General features: G+C 38.0%; 17 protein-coding genes. 6 read left to right on the forward strand and 11 right to left on the reverse strand.

Annotated elements, in window-relative coordinates; genetic code table 11:
* The first annotated feature begins 19 nt into the window (after positions 1 to 19).
* Positions 20 to 703, forward strand: coding sequence for a Fe2+-dependent dioxygenase (locus tag QJV27_RS01720; RefSeq protein ID WP_281447260.1), 684 nt, complete (start codon positions 20 to 22; stop codon positions 701 to 703).
* Between the two features lie 38 nt (positions 704 to 741).
* On the opposite strand, the gene blaOXA is transcribed toward QJV27_RS01720, so the two are convergent.
* Positions 742 to 1,560, reverse strand: a complete 819-nt coding sequence (gene blaOXA / locus QJV27_RS01725) for a class D beta-lactamase (RefSeq protein WP_408869631.1) — start codon at positions 1,558 to 1,560, stop codon at positions 742 to 744.
* A 173-nt stretch (positions 1,561 to 1,733) separates the two neighbouring features.
* On the opposite strand from blaOXA, the gene tehB reads away from it, so the two are divergent.
* On the forward strand, positions 1,734 to 2,324 hold the full coding sequence (tehB, locus tag QJV27_RS01730; protein WP_281447262.1) for a tellurite resistance methyltransferase TehB: 591 nt from the start codon (positions 1,734 to 1,736) through the stop codon (positions 2,322 to 2,324).
* A gap of 1,254 nt (positions 2,325 to 3,578) precedes the next feature.
* Here tehB and QJV27_RS01735 read toward each other — a convergent pair.
* Positions 3,579 to 6,152, reverse strand: a complete 2,574-nt coding sequence (locus QJV27_RS01735) for a DUF4175 family protein (protein ID WP_281447263.1) — start codon at positions 6,150 to 6,152, stop codon at positions 3,579 to 3,581.
* A gap of 15 nt (positions 6,153 to 6,167) precedes the next feature.
* Positions 6,168 to 7,508 (reverse strand): diaminopimelate decarboxylase, encoded by a 1,341-nt coding sequence (gene lysA / locus QJV27_RS01740; RefSeq protein WP_281447264.1) that lies wholly within the window; start codon positions 7,506 to 7,508, stop codon positions 6,168 to 6,170.
* Between the two features lie 141 nt (positions 7,509 to 7,649).
* Between lysA and QJV27_RS01745 the strand changes: the two genes are divergently transcribed.
* Entirely contained in the window at positions 7,650 to 8,408 is a 759-nt protein-coding gene (locus tag QJV27_RS01745; RefSeq protein WP_281447265.1) for a trypsin-like serine peptidase, read from the forward strand.
* A 33-nt stretch (positions 8,409 to 8,441) separates the two neighbouring features.
* Here the strand turns inward: QJV27_RS01745 and QJV27_RS01750 are convergent, their stop codons facing one another.
* Together QJV27_RS01750 and argH are read right to left on the reverse strand one after the other, a co-directional pair.
* Positions 8,442 to 8,591 (reverse strand): hypothetical protein, encoded by a 150-nt coding sequence (locus QJV27_RS01750; RefSeq protein WP_281447266.1) that lies wholly within the window; start codon positions 8,589 to 8,591, stop codon positions 8,442 to 8,444.
* A complete protein-coding gene (gene argH, locus QJV27_RS01755; protein WP_281447267.1) occupies positions 8,588 to 9,997 on the reverse strand; it encodes an argininosuccinate lyase in 1,410 nt (469 codons plus the stop codon). Before argH ends, QJV27_RS01750 begins: the two co-directional genes overlap by 4 nt.
* Before the next feature lie 95 nt (positions 9,998 to 10,092).
* Between argH and QJV27_RS01760 the strand changes: the two genes are divergently transcribed.
* Positions 10,093 to 10,785, forward strand: a complete 693-nt coding sequence (locus QJV27_RS01760; protein WP_281447268.1) for a JAB domain-containing protein — start codon at positions 10,093 to 10,095, stop codon at positions 10,783 to 10,785.
* On the opposite strand, the gene QJV27_RS01765 is transcribed toward QJV27_RS01760, so the two are convergent.
* From QJV27_RS01765 to rpmE, 4 genes are all read right to left on the reverse strand, one after another.
* Positions 10,763 to 11,893, reverse strand: a complete 1,131-nt coding sequence (locus QJV27_RS01765) for a 5-(carboxyamino)imidazole ribonucleotide synthase (protein WP_281447269.1) — start codon at positions 11,891 to 11,893, stop codon at positions 10,763 to 10,765. The two genes, QJV27_RS01760 and QJV27_RS01765, sit on opposite strands and share 23 nt — an antisense overlap.
* A 16-nt stretch (positions 11,894 to 11,909) precedes the next feature.
* Positions 11,910 to 12,407: a 5-(carboxyamino)imidazole ribonucleotide mutase gene (gene purE / locus QJV27_RS01770; protein ID WP_281447270.1), complete on the reverse strand. Its 498-nt coding sequence runs from the start codon at positions 12,405 to 12,407 to the stop codon at positions 11,910 to 11,912.
* Positions 12,408 to 12,430: 23 nt separating this feature from the next.
* Positions 12,431 to 13,108: a DUF1013 domain-containing protein gene (locus QJV27_RS01775; RefSeq protein WP_281447271.1), complete on the reverse strand. Its 678-nt coding sequence runs from the start codon at positions 13,106 to 13,108 to the stop codon at positions 12,431 to 12,433.
* A gap of 175 nt (positions 13,109 to 13,283) precedes the next feature.
* Positions 13,284 to 13,511 (reverse strand): 50S ribosomal protein L31, encoded by a 228-nt coding sequence (gene rpmE / locus QJV27_RS01780; RefSeq protein WP_281447272.1) that lies wholly within the window; start codon positions 13,509 to 13,511, stop codon positions 13,284 to 13,286.
* A 207-nt stretch (positions 13,512 to 13,718) separates the two neighbouring features.
* On the opposite strand from rpmE, the gene mscL reads away from it, so the two are divergent.
* Positions 13,719 to 14,207, forward strand: coding sequence for a large-conductance mechanosensitive channel protein MscL (gene mscL, locus QJV27_RS01785; RefSeq protein ID WP_281447273.1), 489 nt, complete (start codon positions 13,719 to 13,721; stop codon positions 14,205 to 14,207).
* Positions 14,208 to 14,256: 49 nt separating this feature from the next.
* On the forward strand, positions 14,257 to 14,583 hold the full coding sequence (locus QJV27_RS01790) for a hypothetical protein (RefSeq protein ID WP_281447274.1): 327 nt from the start codon (positions 14,257 to 14,259) through the stop codon (positions 14,581 to 14,583).
* Between the two features lie 51 nt (positions 14,584 to 14,634).
* Here the strand turns inward: QJV27_RS01790 and secF are convergent, their stop codons facing one another.
* Together secF and secD are read right to left on the reverse strand one after the other, a co-directional pair.
* Entirely contained in the window at positions 14,635 to 15,573 is a 939-nt protein-coding gene (gene secF / locus QJV27_RS01795) for a protein translocase subunit SecF (RefSeq protein ID WP_281447275.1), read from the reverse strand.
* A gap of 10 nt (positions 15,574 to 15,583) precedes the next feature.
* Positions 15,584 to 17,143 (reverse strand): protein translocase subunit SecD, encoded by a 1,560-nt coding sequence (gene secD / locus QJV27_RS01800; RefSeq protein ID WP_281447276.1) that lies wholly within the window; start codon positions 17,141 to 17,143, stop codon positions 15,584 to 15,586.
* Between the last annotated feature and the right edge of the window lie 77 nt (positions 17,144 to 17,220).

Raw genomic sequence — 17,220 nt, forward strand, 5'->3', positions numbered from 1 at the left:
TACAGGGGAAGGTACAATCATGATTATCCATATTCCGCAGGTGTTGACGCACGAAGAATTATTTTACATACGTTCCGTATTTGCTAATGCTACCTTTGTGGACGGAAAAGTAACTGCAGGTGAGCAATCCATGCAGGTAAAGAAAAATGTGCAGATCGATCAATCTTCCCCTGAAAGTAAGGAATTAGGAGAAATTATCTTAAAAGCATTAGGACGCAATCCTATTTTTAATTCGGCTGTGATGCCTTATCGTGTGGTTCCTCCTTTATTCAACCGTTATGATACGGGGATGGAGTTCCCTGATCATGTTGATAATGCTTTTCGCCCTATCCCTGAAACGAATATGCGTATTCGAACGGATGTATCATCAACGTTATTTTTGAATGATCCAGAAGACTATGAAGGAGGAGAACTAATTATCCACGATCATAGCGGGTCTCAGGCAATTAAACTGCCAGCAGGCGATATGATTGTTTATCCTACTTATAATCTGCATTCCGTTAGTAAAATTATAAAAGGCAGTCGTTGGGCATCTTTTTTTTGGACGCAATCTATGATCAAAGAGGCCGATAAAAGAAAAATATTATTTGACTTAGATATGACCATTATAAAGTTACGTACAAGAATGAATGACAATGATCCGCAGATTTTAGAATTGACCAATGTGTATCATAATTTGATGCGATTATGGTGTGATTTATAGTTTTCTTATTTGGACTTTATACGTGGTCTTTTGTCGTCTTATATAATATTTAAAATAGTGAGAGAACGGTAAACCAATCTTTCTCTCAAAGAGAGGTCAATGCTTGAAGGTACGTTAATATTGAGCGAAAAAGCTATTTTTTTCCCATTCGGCTGTTCTATCCATCCCGTAAGCCATCCTACTTTTTGCTTCAGGTCAGTGCCTAAACCACTTTTCGCATATATTTTATAGCTATCCTTTTTCAGGATAAGAAGCATCCGTTGAACCTTTTCTTGTGTAGTTTTTTTGAAAGGCAGTTGTTTATAGGCTAGTTGATAGGCGAACTTGCTTTCCTGGATTGGGGTAATTTTAAGAGGGCCATCTAACCAAAAGCGGTCAACTTTTGTCCCTATTTTTTCATTCCCAAAATGAGCATGTTTAACTTCCTTTTGCATTAGGGTTAGTCCAATTCGGCGCGCTAATTCTTGATAAACAGGGACGGCGGATAGGCGCATAGCCTCACCAATCGTCATGTTTTTTTCCCAAGCAGGCAAGGCACGCTTTTTCCCATCCCATAGAAATATTTCATCAGGGGTTACCTTATTATTTTCCAATCCAATAAGAGCATTCAGCATCTTGAAAGTCGAGGCAGGGACATATTGTGTAGAAGCACGTTGAACAGCATTGCCATAGATAGAAATATTTCCTTGATCGTTAATGACGATTACCCCTTGAACATGTGATGCGTCGAAAAGTTGTTTTATTTTCTCAGCTTGCTTTGTCGTATCCATGGGTGGGCTTGCATGGGCTAGTACAAATATCGAACTAAAGGTGGTCAAAAGAATTAAAAAGAAATAAAGAATTACCTTTGAATTCATTGCTTTGTTACGATACGATAAGTGTGATATTTCGTGCATTTTTATAAAATCTTTTAATAGTAGAGCAACGAGTGATCAAAAACTCTCACTTCTTCTTGATTACGGTTCGATATGTTTTTTAACTAAAGCTACTAATATGTTGATGAAATGATAATCTTAATAGGATAGGGACGATGGATTTACAAGATAGTTATTTTGCTGAAAAATATGGCTTAACGCCTCCTCATTCCGAGGTAGTTGAAGCAGCGGCCTTTTTAACGCAAGGAAAAGTTTTAGATTTGGGCTGTGGTAACGGTCGGAACAGTTTGTATTTGTCCCAGAAAGGTTTTAATATCGATGCGTGGGACAGAAATCCCGACAGTGTTAAAAATTTAGAAACGATCTGCCAGCAAGAAGCCATACATACCATAAAAACAAAGATTGTTGATTTAAACGCAATTCAGTTTACAGGACAATATGACTTTATCTTATCGACGGTTGTTATGATGTTTCTACAGCCTACGTCTATTCCCGATCTTATCAAAAATATGCAGGATGCGACCAAAACAGGGGGGTATAATCTCATTGTTTCGGCAATGGATACAGACGATGCTCCTTGTACCGTTGGTTTCCCTTTTACCTTTAAGACGAAGGAACTATCAAATTACTATGCTTCTTGGACGATCAAGAAATATAATGAAGACAAGGGGTTTCTTCATAAGACTGATAAAGATGGAAACCGAATTCAATTGCGATTTGCAACATTATTGGCAGAAAAAAATTAAATTTCATTGGAAAACATAGATAATTTTAAAGGAACAAGGTTGTGGTAATGTATTGGCGTAATCTATCTTGTTTATTGGATATAATTATCAACCTATTTCCTTGTTTTTTTAATTGTTCTTACATGATGATTAAAAATTTTTTTAGCCAATATCAGGTTTGTTATTATTAATCGCTTGATCATAATTCATACGAAAAACAGTCTATTATAAATAGTTAACGGTTTACAACAGGCTCATCGTGTTTAATTAACTATTTAATCTAAATTCACGTATATACGCATTTATTGTAGGCTCCATATTAATTTAATTTTTTATATCGTAAAATAATATAACTTGCACGACAAAGAAATTGGATCATTGCTGCAGACTGGTTAATATTTAGTGCGTGTTAATCTCTATAAATCGTAATAAAAGATTTAAAGGTAAGTATTAAAATGAATACAGCATTTATTAGATCGTCAATATTACTTAACAAAGCGGTGAATTTCAGGATTTGCCGATCAAGTTTTAACTTTTAATCTTGTATTGATAATGCAAACAAAGTCCTGCGTATAGCTCTGAATAAAGGGTGATGCGGTGTACATTTTGGTAAAAGTAGGCTTTTCCAATAGTTATCTTGAATAACTAAAAAGATCTCTTTTTTTTGGACAATTGCACCAGATAAAAGTGCTATGTTTAAGGGACATAGAAACGCAGTTTCATAAAAAGTTAGAAGTTAAAGAAATAGATTTTACCATTATAAAACTAAGAGTCAGTGCATTTTATGGTATATCTTTGGAGGCTATTTAATTCACGGTACGCGATGCGCATGATCGAGACTATGAGGTGTATGTGCTTGAAAGGGGTTGAGCTGCTCATTCTCAAGAAACACATCCGATTTCACTGAGTATCTTGTCAGTCATTTCAAAAATCGTTTATGTTCCAGAATTGGATAATAGATGAACCATAATAAAATATATCGTATAAAATTAACGAGTAGAGTTAATAATATACCACACATATCAAAGTATTTTTCGTCTATTTTAATATTTCTTACACTATTTTTACTGTTTCAATTGAATTAAGGTAAGAATATTTTAGGAATAATTATTATTGCTATACCTTCATTTAATTGCTTATAGGTGGTTAAAGAATAGGCAAATATTCGTTTTTATTCATTTTTATATAATTCTATTTTGTTTTTATATATTGTTTTTTACGACATCCAAATCTTGGCTTTCTGTCGCTTCATTAATATATAATACCATTCATCACTTAGAACATATTTAATAATCGATAAATATAATCAAGTTCTTTTTCTGAACGATTGGGGTCATCGGCCCGTTTTCTCAATTCTTCTTCGATAGCTCTGGCATTTGATTTATTACCTGTTAAATCAATATTAGCGTTTTCGTTTTCAACAGGTCTTCCTAATGGATCTGTTTTTTTATCAGATGAACCTGAATTGTCAGAAGATGATGGTTTGCTTTGATTTTTCCCAACAGTAAGGACAGGAAAAAAATTAGAGAATTTTTTTGCTTCTTGTTTCATACCTTGTTTTATAGATTGATTGCCTTTTTGCAAATCTATCAAGGCTTGTTCCTGGTATTTGGCTGCTTTGGTATCATCCTTTTGGGTTAATGCTTGATATGCATCCTCCATTTCTTGTTCAGCCTTTGATAAATTTTCAATTGGCTGCTTGCTTTCCTGTTGAAATTGACGATGAAGTTCCCGAAGAGCCTGATTCAAAATTCGTTGATTTTCAGCACTTTGCTGAGTGGTCTGGGTAGTGGATTGTGTTGATTTGCCTTTGTCTGCGCCAATTTCTTTCATTAGTTGTGGGGTTGAGAGCTGGCTTAGATCCTCACCAGGGCGTAAAATAATGGGGGCAGCTTGGTTTAGCCTGATGTGACTTTGATCTAGTAATAGTTGTTGTTTTTTAATCAGTTCTTCCAAAGCTTTAGTCAGTTTTTGTAGATGCTCTTGAGATTTTATATGTTCTGATAATTGTTTTAAATCCTCGGGGGTTGCTTGACGTAAAGTATTTAACGCATTATTGGCATCCTCTAATTGTTGGGATATTTTATTAATATCGCCTTCACGAATGGTTTTATTAATATCTTTGAACATATCTTCAAAAGCATGAACACTGATAAATTGAGCCTTAGATAAATCAAGAGATTCTTGTTGTTTAGTTGGTGTTTGTTTAGTCAACGCAACCATTTTTTGAGCAATTGCATTTTGTAAGCGTTGCAGACGAGCATCCAGTTCTTGTTTATCTTGTTGGGTAATTTTATCTTTTCCCAATTGTTGCATTTTTTGTATTTGTTCTTGCACACTGGCTTGGGCCGCACGAATTTCAGTATTTGCTCTGGCAATATCGGAATTGCTGTTGTTTCTTTCTTCGATATCTAGGATTAAATCCCATAATCTTGATAATGCTTCTTGTTGCACAGCTTGTGTTTGTTGATCTGAATAATTTAGAAAATAAATAATAGCAACATAATTTAAGAACAAGTCATAGTCTTTAGTAATATCGGGTTGATCTTGTAAGTTTGAGAGTGCGTTGATTATCTCTTCTTTTGTAAGTTGTTGTTTTCCATATTGTTGGCGAGCAAGGTTAATTTGTTGAGCGACAGGTGATGAAAACTGACGTTTTGGCAAGATAAATGATTGTGCGGGGGATGTGGTTGTTTGCCCAGTTACATCAGTCGCCTTCAAAGTTGCCATGGCGTGTTCACCAGGCCATATTGTGCTGGATAAATCGTGATATTGTTTTTGTTCAATAGTCTTTGGGTGGTCCCCCAGTCCCAATGGAACAGAAAGAAGATGAATGGCCTCATGATCTTGGGTTTTAGGGATATCAATGTCCAATTGTACTGACTTTACACCATAACGTTGTGCAACCTTAAAGGGAAAAACCGTTTTCCAGTTGGATTTGTCGGTTTTTATTGGGGCAGTCCAGGTAATTGTTGGTGGATCGTTAGCAGGCATTGTTAAATCCCATTGTGCCAACGTACGCCCTCTGGCCTTAACAGTGATGGTGCCGGAATGGTGTAAGGTTCCCTCAACTTGCCAATGAGTAGGGTCAAGCTTTTGAATAGAGCGATCTTTTAAAATAGTATGGTTTGAATCAATTAATTCAGGCGGATGAGAAAGGCCAGAAACAGCAACGTGTAAGCGAGCATATTGGTCAAAAGTTACCGACTTATTATCGGATTTAAGGTAAACAGGGGCACGATGACTGTAGGGTGGTGAAATAATCCATGCTTGTAAGGTTGCTAGTGGCATGGTGGTATCATCATATCCTGGTCGAAATGCAGATACCAGACGAGAGGATGCATGATTCCCATTATAAACTACTAAGCCACCACAACCTATTAATAGTACCCCTAAAGCACAGTTTAGATAGGGTTTTTGAAACAATAATTTTGGCAATCCCGTTTTCAAAGGGGGAAGGTCATTATAAACACGTTGTAAATGAATATCCCACGTTGATTGAGACTGCGCAATTATTGGTGAATCATGAATTGTATATAAAGGGTTAGATGAAAGGCGATTAACCTTCTCAAGACGTTTTATAATATCTTTGAAAGAAATAGAAGGCAAATTTCGGCTGTAATAAAATATTCCCCCTATGCTTATCCCAGCGAACAGAACAAGAATAAGGACTCGAATTAAATCAGAGAATTGTTGGGGAATACCCAATAATCCTAAACAGATATAAAACAACCATAATGCCAGCACAAAAGCCAGAATTGGCCAACGTTTTTCTAACCAAAAATTGACCTTTGCTATTTTTATTGCTTTTTTAATCTGAGCGTACTGGCGAGGGGGAATAGGATTCATCAATTTCAAAATATGTTAAATGTTGTTAGGATACCAAGAGGGAACAAGTTCATTTTTCCATAAATCTTCTATGGTTTGTCGGGGCTGAATAATTGCCGATTGGCTTCCTTTTGTCATGATTTGGGCCGCCAAAGGACGTGCATTATACGTAGAGCTCATAACACTACCATAGGCACCAGCGTCAAAAATGGCAATATAATCACCAGGCTGCAAAGAGGGTAAGATACGATCACGAGCAAATACATCACCTGATTCACATACAGGGCCATCGATATGAAGGGCTTCAGAAGGACGAAGATAGGCCTCTGGTGAAATAGGTAAAATACCATGCCATGCTTCATACATTGCAGGGCGTATTAAATCATTCATTGCAGCATCAATAATAATAAAGGGAGGGGTATTGGGGCCGTTATCTTTGCGTATTAATACTTTACTGATTAAAAGTCCCGATGGCCCAATTAACCATCGACCTGGTTCAATACCCAATTTTAAATCGAGGGGGGCCAAAACCTCTTTCATTAATGCTGCAATGTCTTCTGGATTTGCCTCTGGCTCGTTTTGATAAGATATTCCAAACCCGCCACCACAATCCAAGGTTGTTACATCGTACCCCTGTGTGCGTGCTGCTTTGATAAGGTCAACCATCCTTAGAAAAGCCTGGCGGTAGGGTGTGGTTGAAGAAATTTGGCTGCCAATATGAACATCAAATCCCAAAGGGGTGATATTGGGCAGTTGATAAGCTTCTTTATACACTGTAATGGCTTGTTGATAGGCAATTCCAAATTTATTTTCTGCTAGACCTGTTGTGATTTTATGGTGGGTTTTTGCATCAACATCAGGGTTTATGCGTAAACAAATCGCAGCATTTTTTCCAACTTTTTGGGCTATTTTAGATAATTGATGTAATTCTTCACGGCTTTCAACGTTAATTTGCCCAATTTCTGTTTCAACAGCTAGCCGTAATTCGTCCTCGGTTTTACCTACGCCAGAAAAGCAAATTTTGGATGCGGGTATATTGGTTTTTAAGGCACGTTTTAATTCGCCACCACTGACAATATCTGCACCAGCGCCTTCTTTTGCTAGTAAATCCAAGATGGCTAAATGCCCGTTGGCTTTCATTGCATAATGAATAGAAACATCCAACTGTTTATTTTTAAAGGCCTGATTTAATCGTTCGTATCTTGATTTTAAAATATCGCTATTAATAATCCAACTGGGGCTGCCATATTGTTCTGCAATAATTTTTAACGAGGTCGTGCCAAATAATAATCCGTCTTTGGGATCAATGGTTATGTCTGGATGCGTTTTTAAAAATGATTGAACATTGGGATGCAATGGTTGAATTAGCGAAGTCATATATTAAAAGGCCTTTATTAAAGATCATTGTGCATAATCTTAAAGATGAACGAAGATATTAATTTATCTATTCTTATCTCATCGTGCAAATAAGAAGTGATATGTTTTGATAATTTCTTAATATAAGGATAAAAGAAAAGCATGAGACTATATTACGTTTTTTTGTTTATATTTGGGATATTTTTTTGTTTTTTATCTGCAAGTTTCAGCCAAATCATTAAGACACCGAAACTGCCAGGAATAGATCGTAAGAACGAGCATCGTAAAATCGTTGATGTGTTGCAAGAACCGTGGCAAATTGTGGGCAGAGTGCAAACAGATTTAGGGCAAAAATGCACTGGCTTTTTAATCAAACCTCGTATCGTTATGACTGCTGCGCATTGCCTTTGGATAAGGAAAACACAACGTTTCATACATCCCCAGTCCGTTCATTTTCTGCTGGGGTATCAACATGGAACATACAAAGTTGCTACAAAGGTGCAACAAATTGTTATTACCCAAGGTTATAAAGGAACGTTATCAGGTAAAACATCTGAACAAGATATTCCAAAAGATAAGGCATTTTTGATTTTACCCACTAATATTCTTTCACCCTCTCAGCTTATTCCTGTTCAGTCAGAGGAAAAGCTGTTAGGTCACGCTGTGTGGTTAGGAGGGTATGAACAAGATAGAAAAGAAGTTCTATACGCAGACAAACAGTGCACCATTATCAATGTGCTGCATACAAGTTTACCAGAAGCAACATTAGAACATAACTGTCAAGGAACATATGGCAGCAGTGGTGCCCCTTTGTTAGCACAAAATGAGGACGGCAAGTGGCGCATTATTGGTATGCAAGTTGCAGCTTTTGGCAACAAAGCAGGTGGGCTGGCAACAGCATTAACAATTGATAAACAATAAAAGCCGTAATGAATACGGCCTTTATTGTTTACTTTAATCCGCAGGGGGATAAGCGCGAGGATAGGTTACTTTGCTGGGCGGGCCTGGTGGTTTTGGCGGGCCTTTACGCCCACAACCTGAAAGTTGTAACGTGAATGTTGTAAGACAACTTATTAGTAAACATAAAGATAAAATACGTCTCATGGGTGATCTTTCAAAATTGAAATCCAGTATTGTGCGGCTTGCAAAACATTTTTAGGGGCTGTTCCGCCTTCACTAGTGCGTGAAGCAATCGAAGCTTCAACACTTAAAACTGAAAAAATATCTTGGGTAATTTTTGGCTCGATCGTTTGCATATCTGCCAAAGAAATTTGATCAAGTGTTACATTTTTTTGTTCAGCCAATCCAACGATACGACCTGTAACGTGGTGGGCGGTTCTAAAAGGCATTTGCAATTTTTGAACTAACCAGTCTGCAAGATCTGTAGCTGTTGAAAATCCAGAACCAGCCCAACGTCGCATATTATCGGTGTTGGCTTTTAAATCAGCAATCATACCTGAACAAGCGGCTAAACATAAACCAATTGTATCAGTAGCTGCAAAAACCTGTTCTTTGTCTTCTTGCATATCTTTGGCGTAGGCCAAAGGCAAACCTTTCATAACCGTAAGGAGGCCAATGAGTGCTCCAGAGATACGACCTACTTTAGCCCTTACAAGCTCGGCTGCATCGGGGTTACGCTTTTGCGGCATAATGGACGAGCCCGTTGTGTATGCATCCGATAATTTAATAAAAGAGAATGGCGAAGAACACCAAATAACGATTTCTTCAGCCATTCTAGATAAATGCATTGCCATGATTGACAGGGCTGATAAATATTCTAAGGCAAAATCTCGATCAGAGACCGCATCTAAAGAATTTCTCATCGGATGATCAAAACCAAGATTTTTTGCTGTCATCTGACGATCAATTGGAAATGACGTTCCAGCAAGTGCAGCTGCACCCAAAGGGCTTTCATTTAAACGTTTGCGAGTGTCGATCAGTCGACCTTTGTCGCGTGATAACATTTCGACATAAGCCAATAAATGATGTCCAAAAGTAACGGGTTGGGCTGATTGTAAATGTGTAAAGCCTGGCATAGGTACATCGGCATACTCTTGTGCACGTAGCGCCAAAGTCAGCATCAATTGTTCAACACTGTGAATGACTTCATCAATATTGTCCCGTACCCACAGGCGAAAGTCAGTGGCCACCTGGTCATTTCGTGAACGACCAGTGTGTAATCTTTTCCCTGCTTCACCAATACGTTCGGCCAGACGGGCCTCTATATTCATATGGATATCTTCTAATGCACGGCTAAATTCAAATTCGTTGTTTTGAATTTCTTTTTTTATTTGTTCTAGCCCTTGGTGAATGCTGTTTTTATCTTGTTCAGAGATAATGCCAACATTGGCCAACATTTCAGAATGGGCTAAAGAGCCACGAATGTCTTGTTGCCACATTCTTTTATCAAAATCGATAGAGGCATTAATTTGCTCCATAATCGCAGACGGTCCTTCTGCAAAGCGTCCGCCCCATTGTTGGTTAGCCAGTTTTTTTGAGTTCTGTGTCAAAGGATATGCCTCCTATCTTTTCTTTATGTATGCAAGGATGAATGATATATTTATATCAATTGTGAAACATCTTTAGATCAGGGATTCTTTTAATAATGGACAAGAGTAATGAGAGTTCATTTTATATCCAAATTAATCATAAAATGAGACAGAGGGTAAAACATGCTGAATCCGATCATACGTTGCTTTCACTTTTATCAAAATGGATAAAATTTGATGAAAATATATCAGATTGGCAAAATTTAACCTTATCACGCTTTGGATCATTTCCAGCCATTTTAACAGCAAATAAAGATGAATTACAAAAAAGCTTAAATCTTTCAGAAAAAGACTCTGCAAATATTAAGTTATGTTATGAAGTAGCATTGCGTTTATTAAAAGCAAAAATTTATAATTGTGACATTTTAAAGCATAAAAGGAGACTGATAAATTACTTAATGGCGTATTTGTCACGCAAACAGACTGAACATTTTTTACTGTATTTCTTGGATGTTAAGAATCAGGTGATTATTGAAAGTTTGCAAGGATATGGAACCGTAAATACGACATCCGTCTATATTCGAGAAGTGACCAGGGTCGCTTTGCAATATAATGCTTCGGCTTTGTTTCTTGTGCATAATCATCCCAGTGGTGTTGCAGCGCCATCGCCCGCAGACAAGAAATTAACTCAGATGATTATACAAGCGTTAAATATTGTTAACGTCAAAGTTGCAGATCATTTGATAATAGGCAACGGATGTTACTTTTCTTTTTATGAAAATAACCTTATCCCTTATCAAAATCTATAGTTTGCAAAATAGACGATACACCAAATTCCCCAGGCAGGCTGTTGTATGGGAATAAGATATTAACATGTCCCATTTTTCGACCTATCTTGGCATGATCTTTTCCATATAAATGGCCAATCAAACCAGGGGTATTAAGGATTTGAGGCCAAACCTCCATTGTTTTTGGGCCGATAAGGTTTTTCATTACGGCATCTGAGTGCCTAATGGCGGGTGGGAGAGGAAGATTTGCTACTGCGCGAATATGCATTTCAAACTGATCAATAGGGCAGGCATCCATAGTCCAGTGTCCAGAATTATGGGGGCGAGGGGCGATTTCGTTAACTAAAATCATACCATTTTGATCAATAAACATTTCGACCCCTAAGATACCAATCAAATTTAAAGACTCAGCGATTTTTATAGCTAATTTTTGAGCTTTTGATTGTTGTTCCTTGCATATACGAGCAGGTGCAAAGCTTAAGTCTAAAATGCCGTCTTTATGCTTATTTTCTGTTGTATCAAAGGTCGAAATAGCGCCTTGCGGGTTGCGGGCCACCATGACACTGACTTCACAGCTAAAAAGGACACGTTTTTCTGCAATTAGAGGATGTGGTTTTAACGTACCAAATGCATGGACAAAATCATCGTTACTATTTATAACGGCCTGTCCTTTTCCATCATACCCTAATCGCGTTGTTTTCAAGATGAAAGGATATTGTAATTTTTCAGCAGCTTTTTGACCATCACTCAGTTGATTAACAACCATCCATGATGTTGTTGGTATATTATGTTCTTTTAGAAATGTCTTTTCTAAAATACGGTCTTGACTGATTCTTAAAATCTGGCCTGAAGGATAAACAGGGCGAATTGCTGATAAAATATCCATACCAGTTGCACTGATATTTTCAAATTCAAAGGTAATAACATCTACGGCATTAGCGAATTGTGTTAAAATATTTGGATCATCATAAGCCCCAACCGTGGTCATAGAAGCAACCTGGCTGGCTGGTGGATCTGGAATATCAGATAATATGTGAGTACGAAACCCAAGACGAGCAGCAGCAGCAGCAGACATACGACCTAATTGCCCCCCGCCAACTATACCAATGGTAGAATTAGGAGAAAGCATTTTAAACCTCATGTTACTAAACAGGGGAAAGAGATACAGATTTTGTTTGTTTGGTTCGCCATTCGATTAGACGCTGCTGTAATTGAGTATCTGTAAGCGATAAAATTGATGCTGCCAGCAGTGCTGCATTGATTGCACCAGCTTTACCGATAGCTAATGTACCAACAGGAATACCTGCTGGCATCTGAACAATCGAAAGTAGACTGTCCTTACCATTAAGAGCATGGGTTTGCATCGGCACACCAAGAACGGGTAAATGCGTCCAAGCAGCTGTCATTCCTGGTAAATGTGCTGCCCCGCCTGCACCCGCGATAATAACTTTGATACCGCGATCATAGGCAGAGGTGGCGTATTCCTGTAAACGATCAGGGGTGCGATGGGCTGAAACAATACGAGACTCATGTGGGATTTTTAATTCTTGAAGTAACAATGTCGTATTGCGCATAATGTCCCAATCGGACTGACTACCCATAATAACACCGACAAGGGGCAAGGTTTCAACAGACGAGGACATATTCACCACTTACTAAAAACTAACTATTGATCTGATTCTTTTGTTCTATTGGCATATTCGGAGAAAATATGATCAATATCTAATTCTTCAGATGATGAGGAATTTGATTTATTGGCATCATCGTAAGAAGCTGCAAAATTATCTTCTGCTGGTTGTGTTGGATGATCGACTTCTTCTTTTGAAACCCGTTCGTTGGCCTCGGCAATAGCAGCGTTTAAGTCCATCTGGCTACACAACCCTAAAATAACAGGATCACGAGGTTTAATATTTGGAGAGTTCCAATGCTGTTTATCTCGCACTTTTGAAATCGTGTCTTTGGTTGTTCCCAAAAGCTTTGCAATCTGTGTATCCAATAATTGCGGAAAATTTCTTAATAAAAATGCAATGGCATCTGGACGATCATTTCGTTTGGAAATAGGGGTGTATCTTGCACCTTTTGAGCGTCTAACAATTTGCATTCTAGAAGATGACAAACGTAATTTTCGGGAGGGGTCAGCTTCGCAACGACTAATTTCTTCTTGTGTTAATTGTCCATTTGATACTGGATCATACCCAATGATGCTTTGTGCCACTTCGCCATCTGCAATGGCTTGCACTTCAAGGGGGTGCATACCACAAAACTCGGCAATTTGGGTAAAAGTAAGAGCAGTCTTTTCAATCAACCATACTGCTGTTGCTTTTGGCATAAGGGGTAAAGTCATAACGATCCTATAAATGAATATGGCTTATTAAATATTATACAAATCATAATATCGGTAATAATAATTTATATAATATTTATATGTGTTAAAATCATGTTATCTTAAAACAAGGAAAATAGCTTCCCTTATTTTAAGATAAAACATTACGTTAGTATTATCAGAATGGATAATTATCTTATCCTTTTTTCTGACCAATACCAGCAAAACGTTTATTAAATTTAGCAACTTGACCACGAGAATCATTGATACGTTGTACCCCTGTCCAAGCAGGATGGGACTTAGGATCAACGTCAAGACGGAGCGTATCACCACTATTGCCATAGCAAGAGCGAGTTTTGAATTCAGTACCGTCTGTCATGACGACTGTGATTTCGTGATAATCTGGATGAATATCGGCTTTCATGATTTTCTCTTAACAGACTATAAAAAAAAAACTCCGTTAACAGACGGAGAAACAGCTTATCTTATAAACATTTTATAGCGTTAAATCAATCCATTGAATGAAATCTTTTTATATTTTCTATTCCCTGTTATGATTTCTTTGATATAGCTAGGGTAATAGTAAAGATATAAACTGTTCAAAACTTTATATAAATTAGGGGAAAAAGCTATGAGTAACGAACAAGAAACGGTCAGCAAAAGGACACCAAAATGGGTTGCTGACTTTCAAGCATTTATTATGCGCGGGAATGTTATTGACTTGGCTGTCGGTATTATTGTTGGTGCAGCCTTTACAACTGTAGTTAATAGTTTGGTAAAAGATATATTAAACCCAGTTATAGGATTATTGGTAGGTGGAATAGATTTTAGTAATATATTTATAACTTTAAAAGGGCAACATGTTCAAACCCTTGCAGAGGCTCAAAAAATCGGAGCTGTTACTTTAAATTTAGGTGTATTTATTAATGCCATTGTTCAATTTTTAATTATTGGTTTTGCTGTCTTTTGGCTGGTACGCATTTTAAACAAGCTTTATACGAATTCCAAAGCTAAAGAAGTAAAAGTGGAAAAGCCAACGAAAGAACAGTTACTATTAACTGAAATCAGGGATGTCTTAATTCAAAACAGCCAAAAGAAAATCGATAAAGATTGCGTATAAGGGATTTTTATTGGTATAAAACGACAATTTCATAGCCAGAGAATAAATAATGAAAAAATTATTGTGTGTATTTGTAAGCCTGTTTTTGATTTCGACCCAGACAGGGTGTCAAACACAAAGTGATCATTATTTAACAGACCAGCCAACACCGCGCTCTTTGGCTTTGAATTATTTGTTCGTTCATGGAATGTGCATGGGTTTTTTGCAGAATCCTGATGTATCGTTTGATCAATTCAAACTGTTGGTACAATACGATCATCAAGCTAAGCTTTATGTGGTTAATGCATTATCTAACCCATCGTCAAAGAACATGCAAAAAGCCAAAGATTCTATTGAACAAGTTATTCATTTCATAACAGTTAATCAGAAATCGTAATAAAAGAGGTAGCCTTTGCTACCTCTTTTAGAATCAACCTAATGACAGAATTTATTGTGTTTTTTTCGCTCTTCTTCTTAGGCTGCCTTCTTCCATAAATAAAAGAAGAGGGGCCGCAATAAAGATGGATGAAGATGTCCCAACAACAATTCCAAACAACATGACCCAAGCAAAGCCAGAGAGGGACGCCCCGCCGAACAAAGCTAAAGGTAAGGCTGCCAAGAAAACGGTTGCAGAGGTGGCTAAGGTTCGACTTAGGGTCTCGTTAATTGACATATCGATTAATTCCCGAATGGGCATCGAATGATATTTACGTAGATTCTCTCTAACACGATCATATACAACCACCTTATCATTGGTCGAATAACCTAGAATTGTCAATAAAGCCGCAACCATTACAAGATCGAACTCAAAACGAGTAATAACAAGAAAACCGATCGCTTTTGTTAAATCCAACACTAGGGTAATAATCGCACTAACTGCGAATTCCCACTCAAATCGAAACCAGATATAAAACATAATCATTAATAGGCTAAGGCCAAGAGCCAACAACCCATTTCGAAACAATTCAGAGGATACAGATGCCCCAACCGCATCGGCTCTAACGATTTTAGTACCATCATGGGCTGCTAAAATAGCTTGCTTCACATCAGTAATTAAAGTTTGTGTGGCTTCTGCATTATTTTCTTTAGGGGCATCAAGACGTATTAATACACTATTATTTGCGCCAAATTGTTGCAATCCTGCTGCTGATATATGGGCTTGGGTTAACTCTTGCCTTATTTTGGTAAAGTCTGCTGGACCTTGGGTTTGTGCTTCAACAACAATACCACCACGAAAGTCCAGACCCAATGTCAACCCTGGGTGAAAAAAGAGAATAATAGACGCAATAGATAAAACCGCAGAGGTAATTAACCCGATAAAGCGTCCACGCATAAAATGGATTTTAGTGCCATTTGGAACTAGATGTAATAAAGGACGGCCAAGCATGATCTTTCTTTCAAATTGGAAGTTCTTTAGGACGGGTAACGGCATACCAGCGAATAATTAACATCCATGATAAGCATAAAGTCGTAAAAAGAGTCGTCACAATACCAATGGTAATCGTCAAAGCAAAACCACGTACGGGACCCGTTCCAAATATAAACAGCATAACATGAGATAAAAAGGCGGTAACGTTGCTATCAATAATAGTACTTAACGCCCTATCAAAGCCCGCTTGTAAAGCATTTAAAGGATTACGCCCGTTACGGACTTCTTCCCTAATGCGTTCATTGATTAAAATATTAGCATCAACAGCCATTCCCAATGTCAATAACATTCCAGCCATTCCTGGCAGTGTCAGTGTTGCCTGAAACAAGGATAATATGGCGGTCATTAAAATCAAATTCGCAAATAGGGCGATATCAGCGTAAAAACCAAAACGACCGTAAAAAACCAACATAAATACAATAACTAAGGCAAAGCCTACTGCTAAGCTGATCCCCCCAGCTTTGATAGCATCAAGTCCCAAAGATGGGCCAATAGTGCGTTCTTCCATAACTTTTAGCGGGGCCGGCAGAGCACCCGCACGCAGCAACAGGGCAAGATCAGTTGCTTGTTGTGGGGTAAAGTGACCTGTAATTTGCCCACTGCCGCCAGTAATAGGGGTATTGATAACGGGTGCTGTAATAACTTTATTATCTAAAACAATGGCGAAAGGTTTGCCAACATTGGCACGGGTCACACTGGCAAAGGCTTGTGCGCCAGCAGTATCAAATTGAAAGTTAACGGCATATTCACCATTTTGTTGGTCCATTCCGGCACTGGCGCTGGTTAACTCAGCACCATCAACCTCGATATGATCACGTACGGGTAGCTTTCTTGCAGGATCATCGGCCATAGGTAGAAATGTCACGCCAGGTGGGGGGAAATCAGGATTAGTTGCAGTTTCATCAAGCAGATGAAATGTCATTTTTGCGGTTGTGCCCAATAATTGTTTGATACGGTTTGGATCACTGATCCCTGGCAGTTGCACCACAATTCGATCATCGCCCTGACGGGTGATCGATGGGTCAACTGCACCCGTAGCATCAATACGGCGTCTGACAATTTCGATAGATTGGGTTATAGCCTCGCTAGCGCGCTGTTTCATCGCCTCTTCTGACAATGTCAGAATGATTTGATTATTATTGTCCGCACTAACATTAAATTCATTCATAACTGCCTTAGGCATTTCACGTAATGCCTTTAGTACCGCTTCTTTTTCAGACGGACTGCGCAAAGTAAAGGTGATGGTATGATTGGGGAGAGAGCTGTGAATATTCTTGTATCCCAGATTTTTTGAGATCAGGGTTTGGCGGATATTATCACTTAGGGTTTGCAGGCGGTTTTTGGTGATGGTATTTACATCAACCTGCATCAAAAGATATGATCCTCCCCGTAGATCCAACCCTAAATGCACTTGGCGCCAAGGAATTTTGGGTGATGGTGCAGACATAAAATTAGGTAAACATAATAATAGCCCAATAAAGCAGGTAAGAATAACCAGGGCTAGTTTCTTGCGGCTGTAATACATCATCGCAGTAACGACTAAATCCTTATTTTTAGACCATTATAGACCTAGAAATGGTTGATGAAAACGTTTAACGACGATGT

The sequence above is a fragment of the Commensalibacter oyaizuii genome (assembly GCF_029953265.1).
GTDB lineage: Bacteria > Pseudomonadota > Alphaproteobacteria > Acetobacterales > Acetobacteraceae > Commensalibacter > Commensalibacter oyaizuii.

Bases quoted from the DNA above. Each gene is read 5' to 3' on its own strand.
- rpmE (WP_281447272.1), bottom strand. From the start codon at position 13,511: ATGAAAGCCGATATTCATCCAGATTATCACGAAATCACAGTCGTCATG.
- mscL (WP_281447273.1), top strand. From the start codon at position 13,719: ATGAGTAACGAACAAGAAACGGTCAGCAAAAGGACACCAAAATGGGTT.
- QJV27_RS01735 (WP_281447263.1), bottom strand. From the start codon at position 6,152: ATGAATCCTATTCCCCCTCGCCAGTACGCTCAGATTAAAAAAGCAATA.
- tehB (WP_281447262.1), top strand. From the start codon at position 1,734: ATGGATTTACAAGATAGTTATTTTGCTGAAAAATATGGCTTAACGCCT.
- QJV27_RS01720 (WP_281447260.1), top strand. From the start codon at position 20: ATGATTATCCATATTCCGCAGGTGTTGACGCACGAAGAATTATTTTAC.
- QJV27_RS01790 (WP_281447274.1), top strand. From the start codon at position 14,257: ATGAAAAAATTATTGTGTGTATTTGTAAGCCTGTTTTTGATTTCGACC.
- blaOXA (WP_408869631.1), bottom strand. From the start codon at position 1,560: ATGAATTCAAAGGTAATTCTTTATTTCTTTTTAATTCTTTTGACCACC.
- secF (WP_281447275.1), bottom strand. From the start codon at position 15,573: ATGCTTGGCCGTCCTTTATTACATCTAGTTCCAAATGGCACTAAAATC.
- QJV27_RS01750 (WP_281447266.1), bottom strand. From the start codon at position 8,591: ATGAGACGTATTTTATCTTTATGTTTACTAATAAGTTGTCTTACAACA.
- secD (WP_281447276.1), bottom strand. From the start codon at position 17,143: ATGATGTATTACAGCCGCAAGAAACTAGCCCTGGTTATTCTTACCTGC.
- lysA (WP_281447264.1), bottom strand. From the start codon at position 7,508: ATGACTTCGCTAATTCAACCATTGCATCCCAATGTTCAATCATTTTTA.
- QJV27_RS01760 (WP_281447268.1), top strand. From the start codon at position 10,093: ATGGACAAGAGTAATGAGAGTTCATTTTATATCCAAATTAATCATAAA.
- QJV27_RS01745 (WP_281447265.1), top strand. From the start codon at position 7,650: ATGAGACTATATTACGTTTTTTTGTTTATATTTGGGATATTTTTTTGT.
- QJV27_RS01775 (WP_281447271.1), bottom strand. From the start codon at position 13,108: ATGACTTTACCCCTTATGCCAAAAGCAACAGCAGTATGGTTGATTGAA.
- purE (WP_281447270.1), bottom strand. From the start codon at position 12,407: ATGTCCTCGTCTGTTGAAACCTTGCCCCTTGTCGGTGTTATTATGGGT.
- QJV27_RS01765 (WP_281447269.1), bottom strand. From the start codon at position 11,893: ATGCTTTCTCCTAATTCTACCATTGGTATAGTTGGCGGGGGGCAATTA.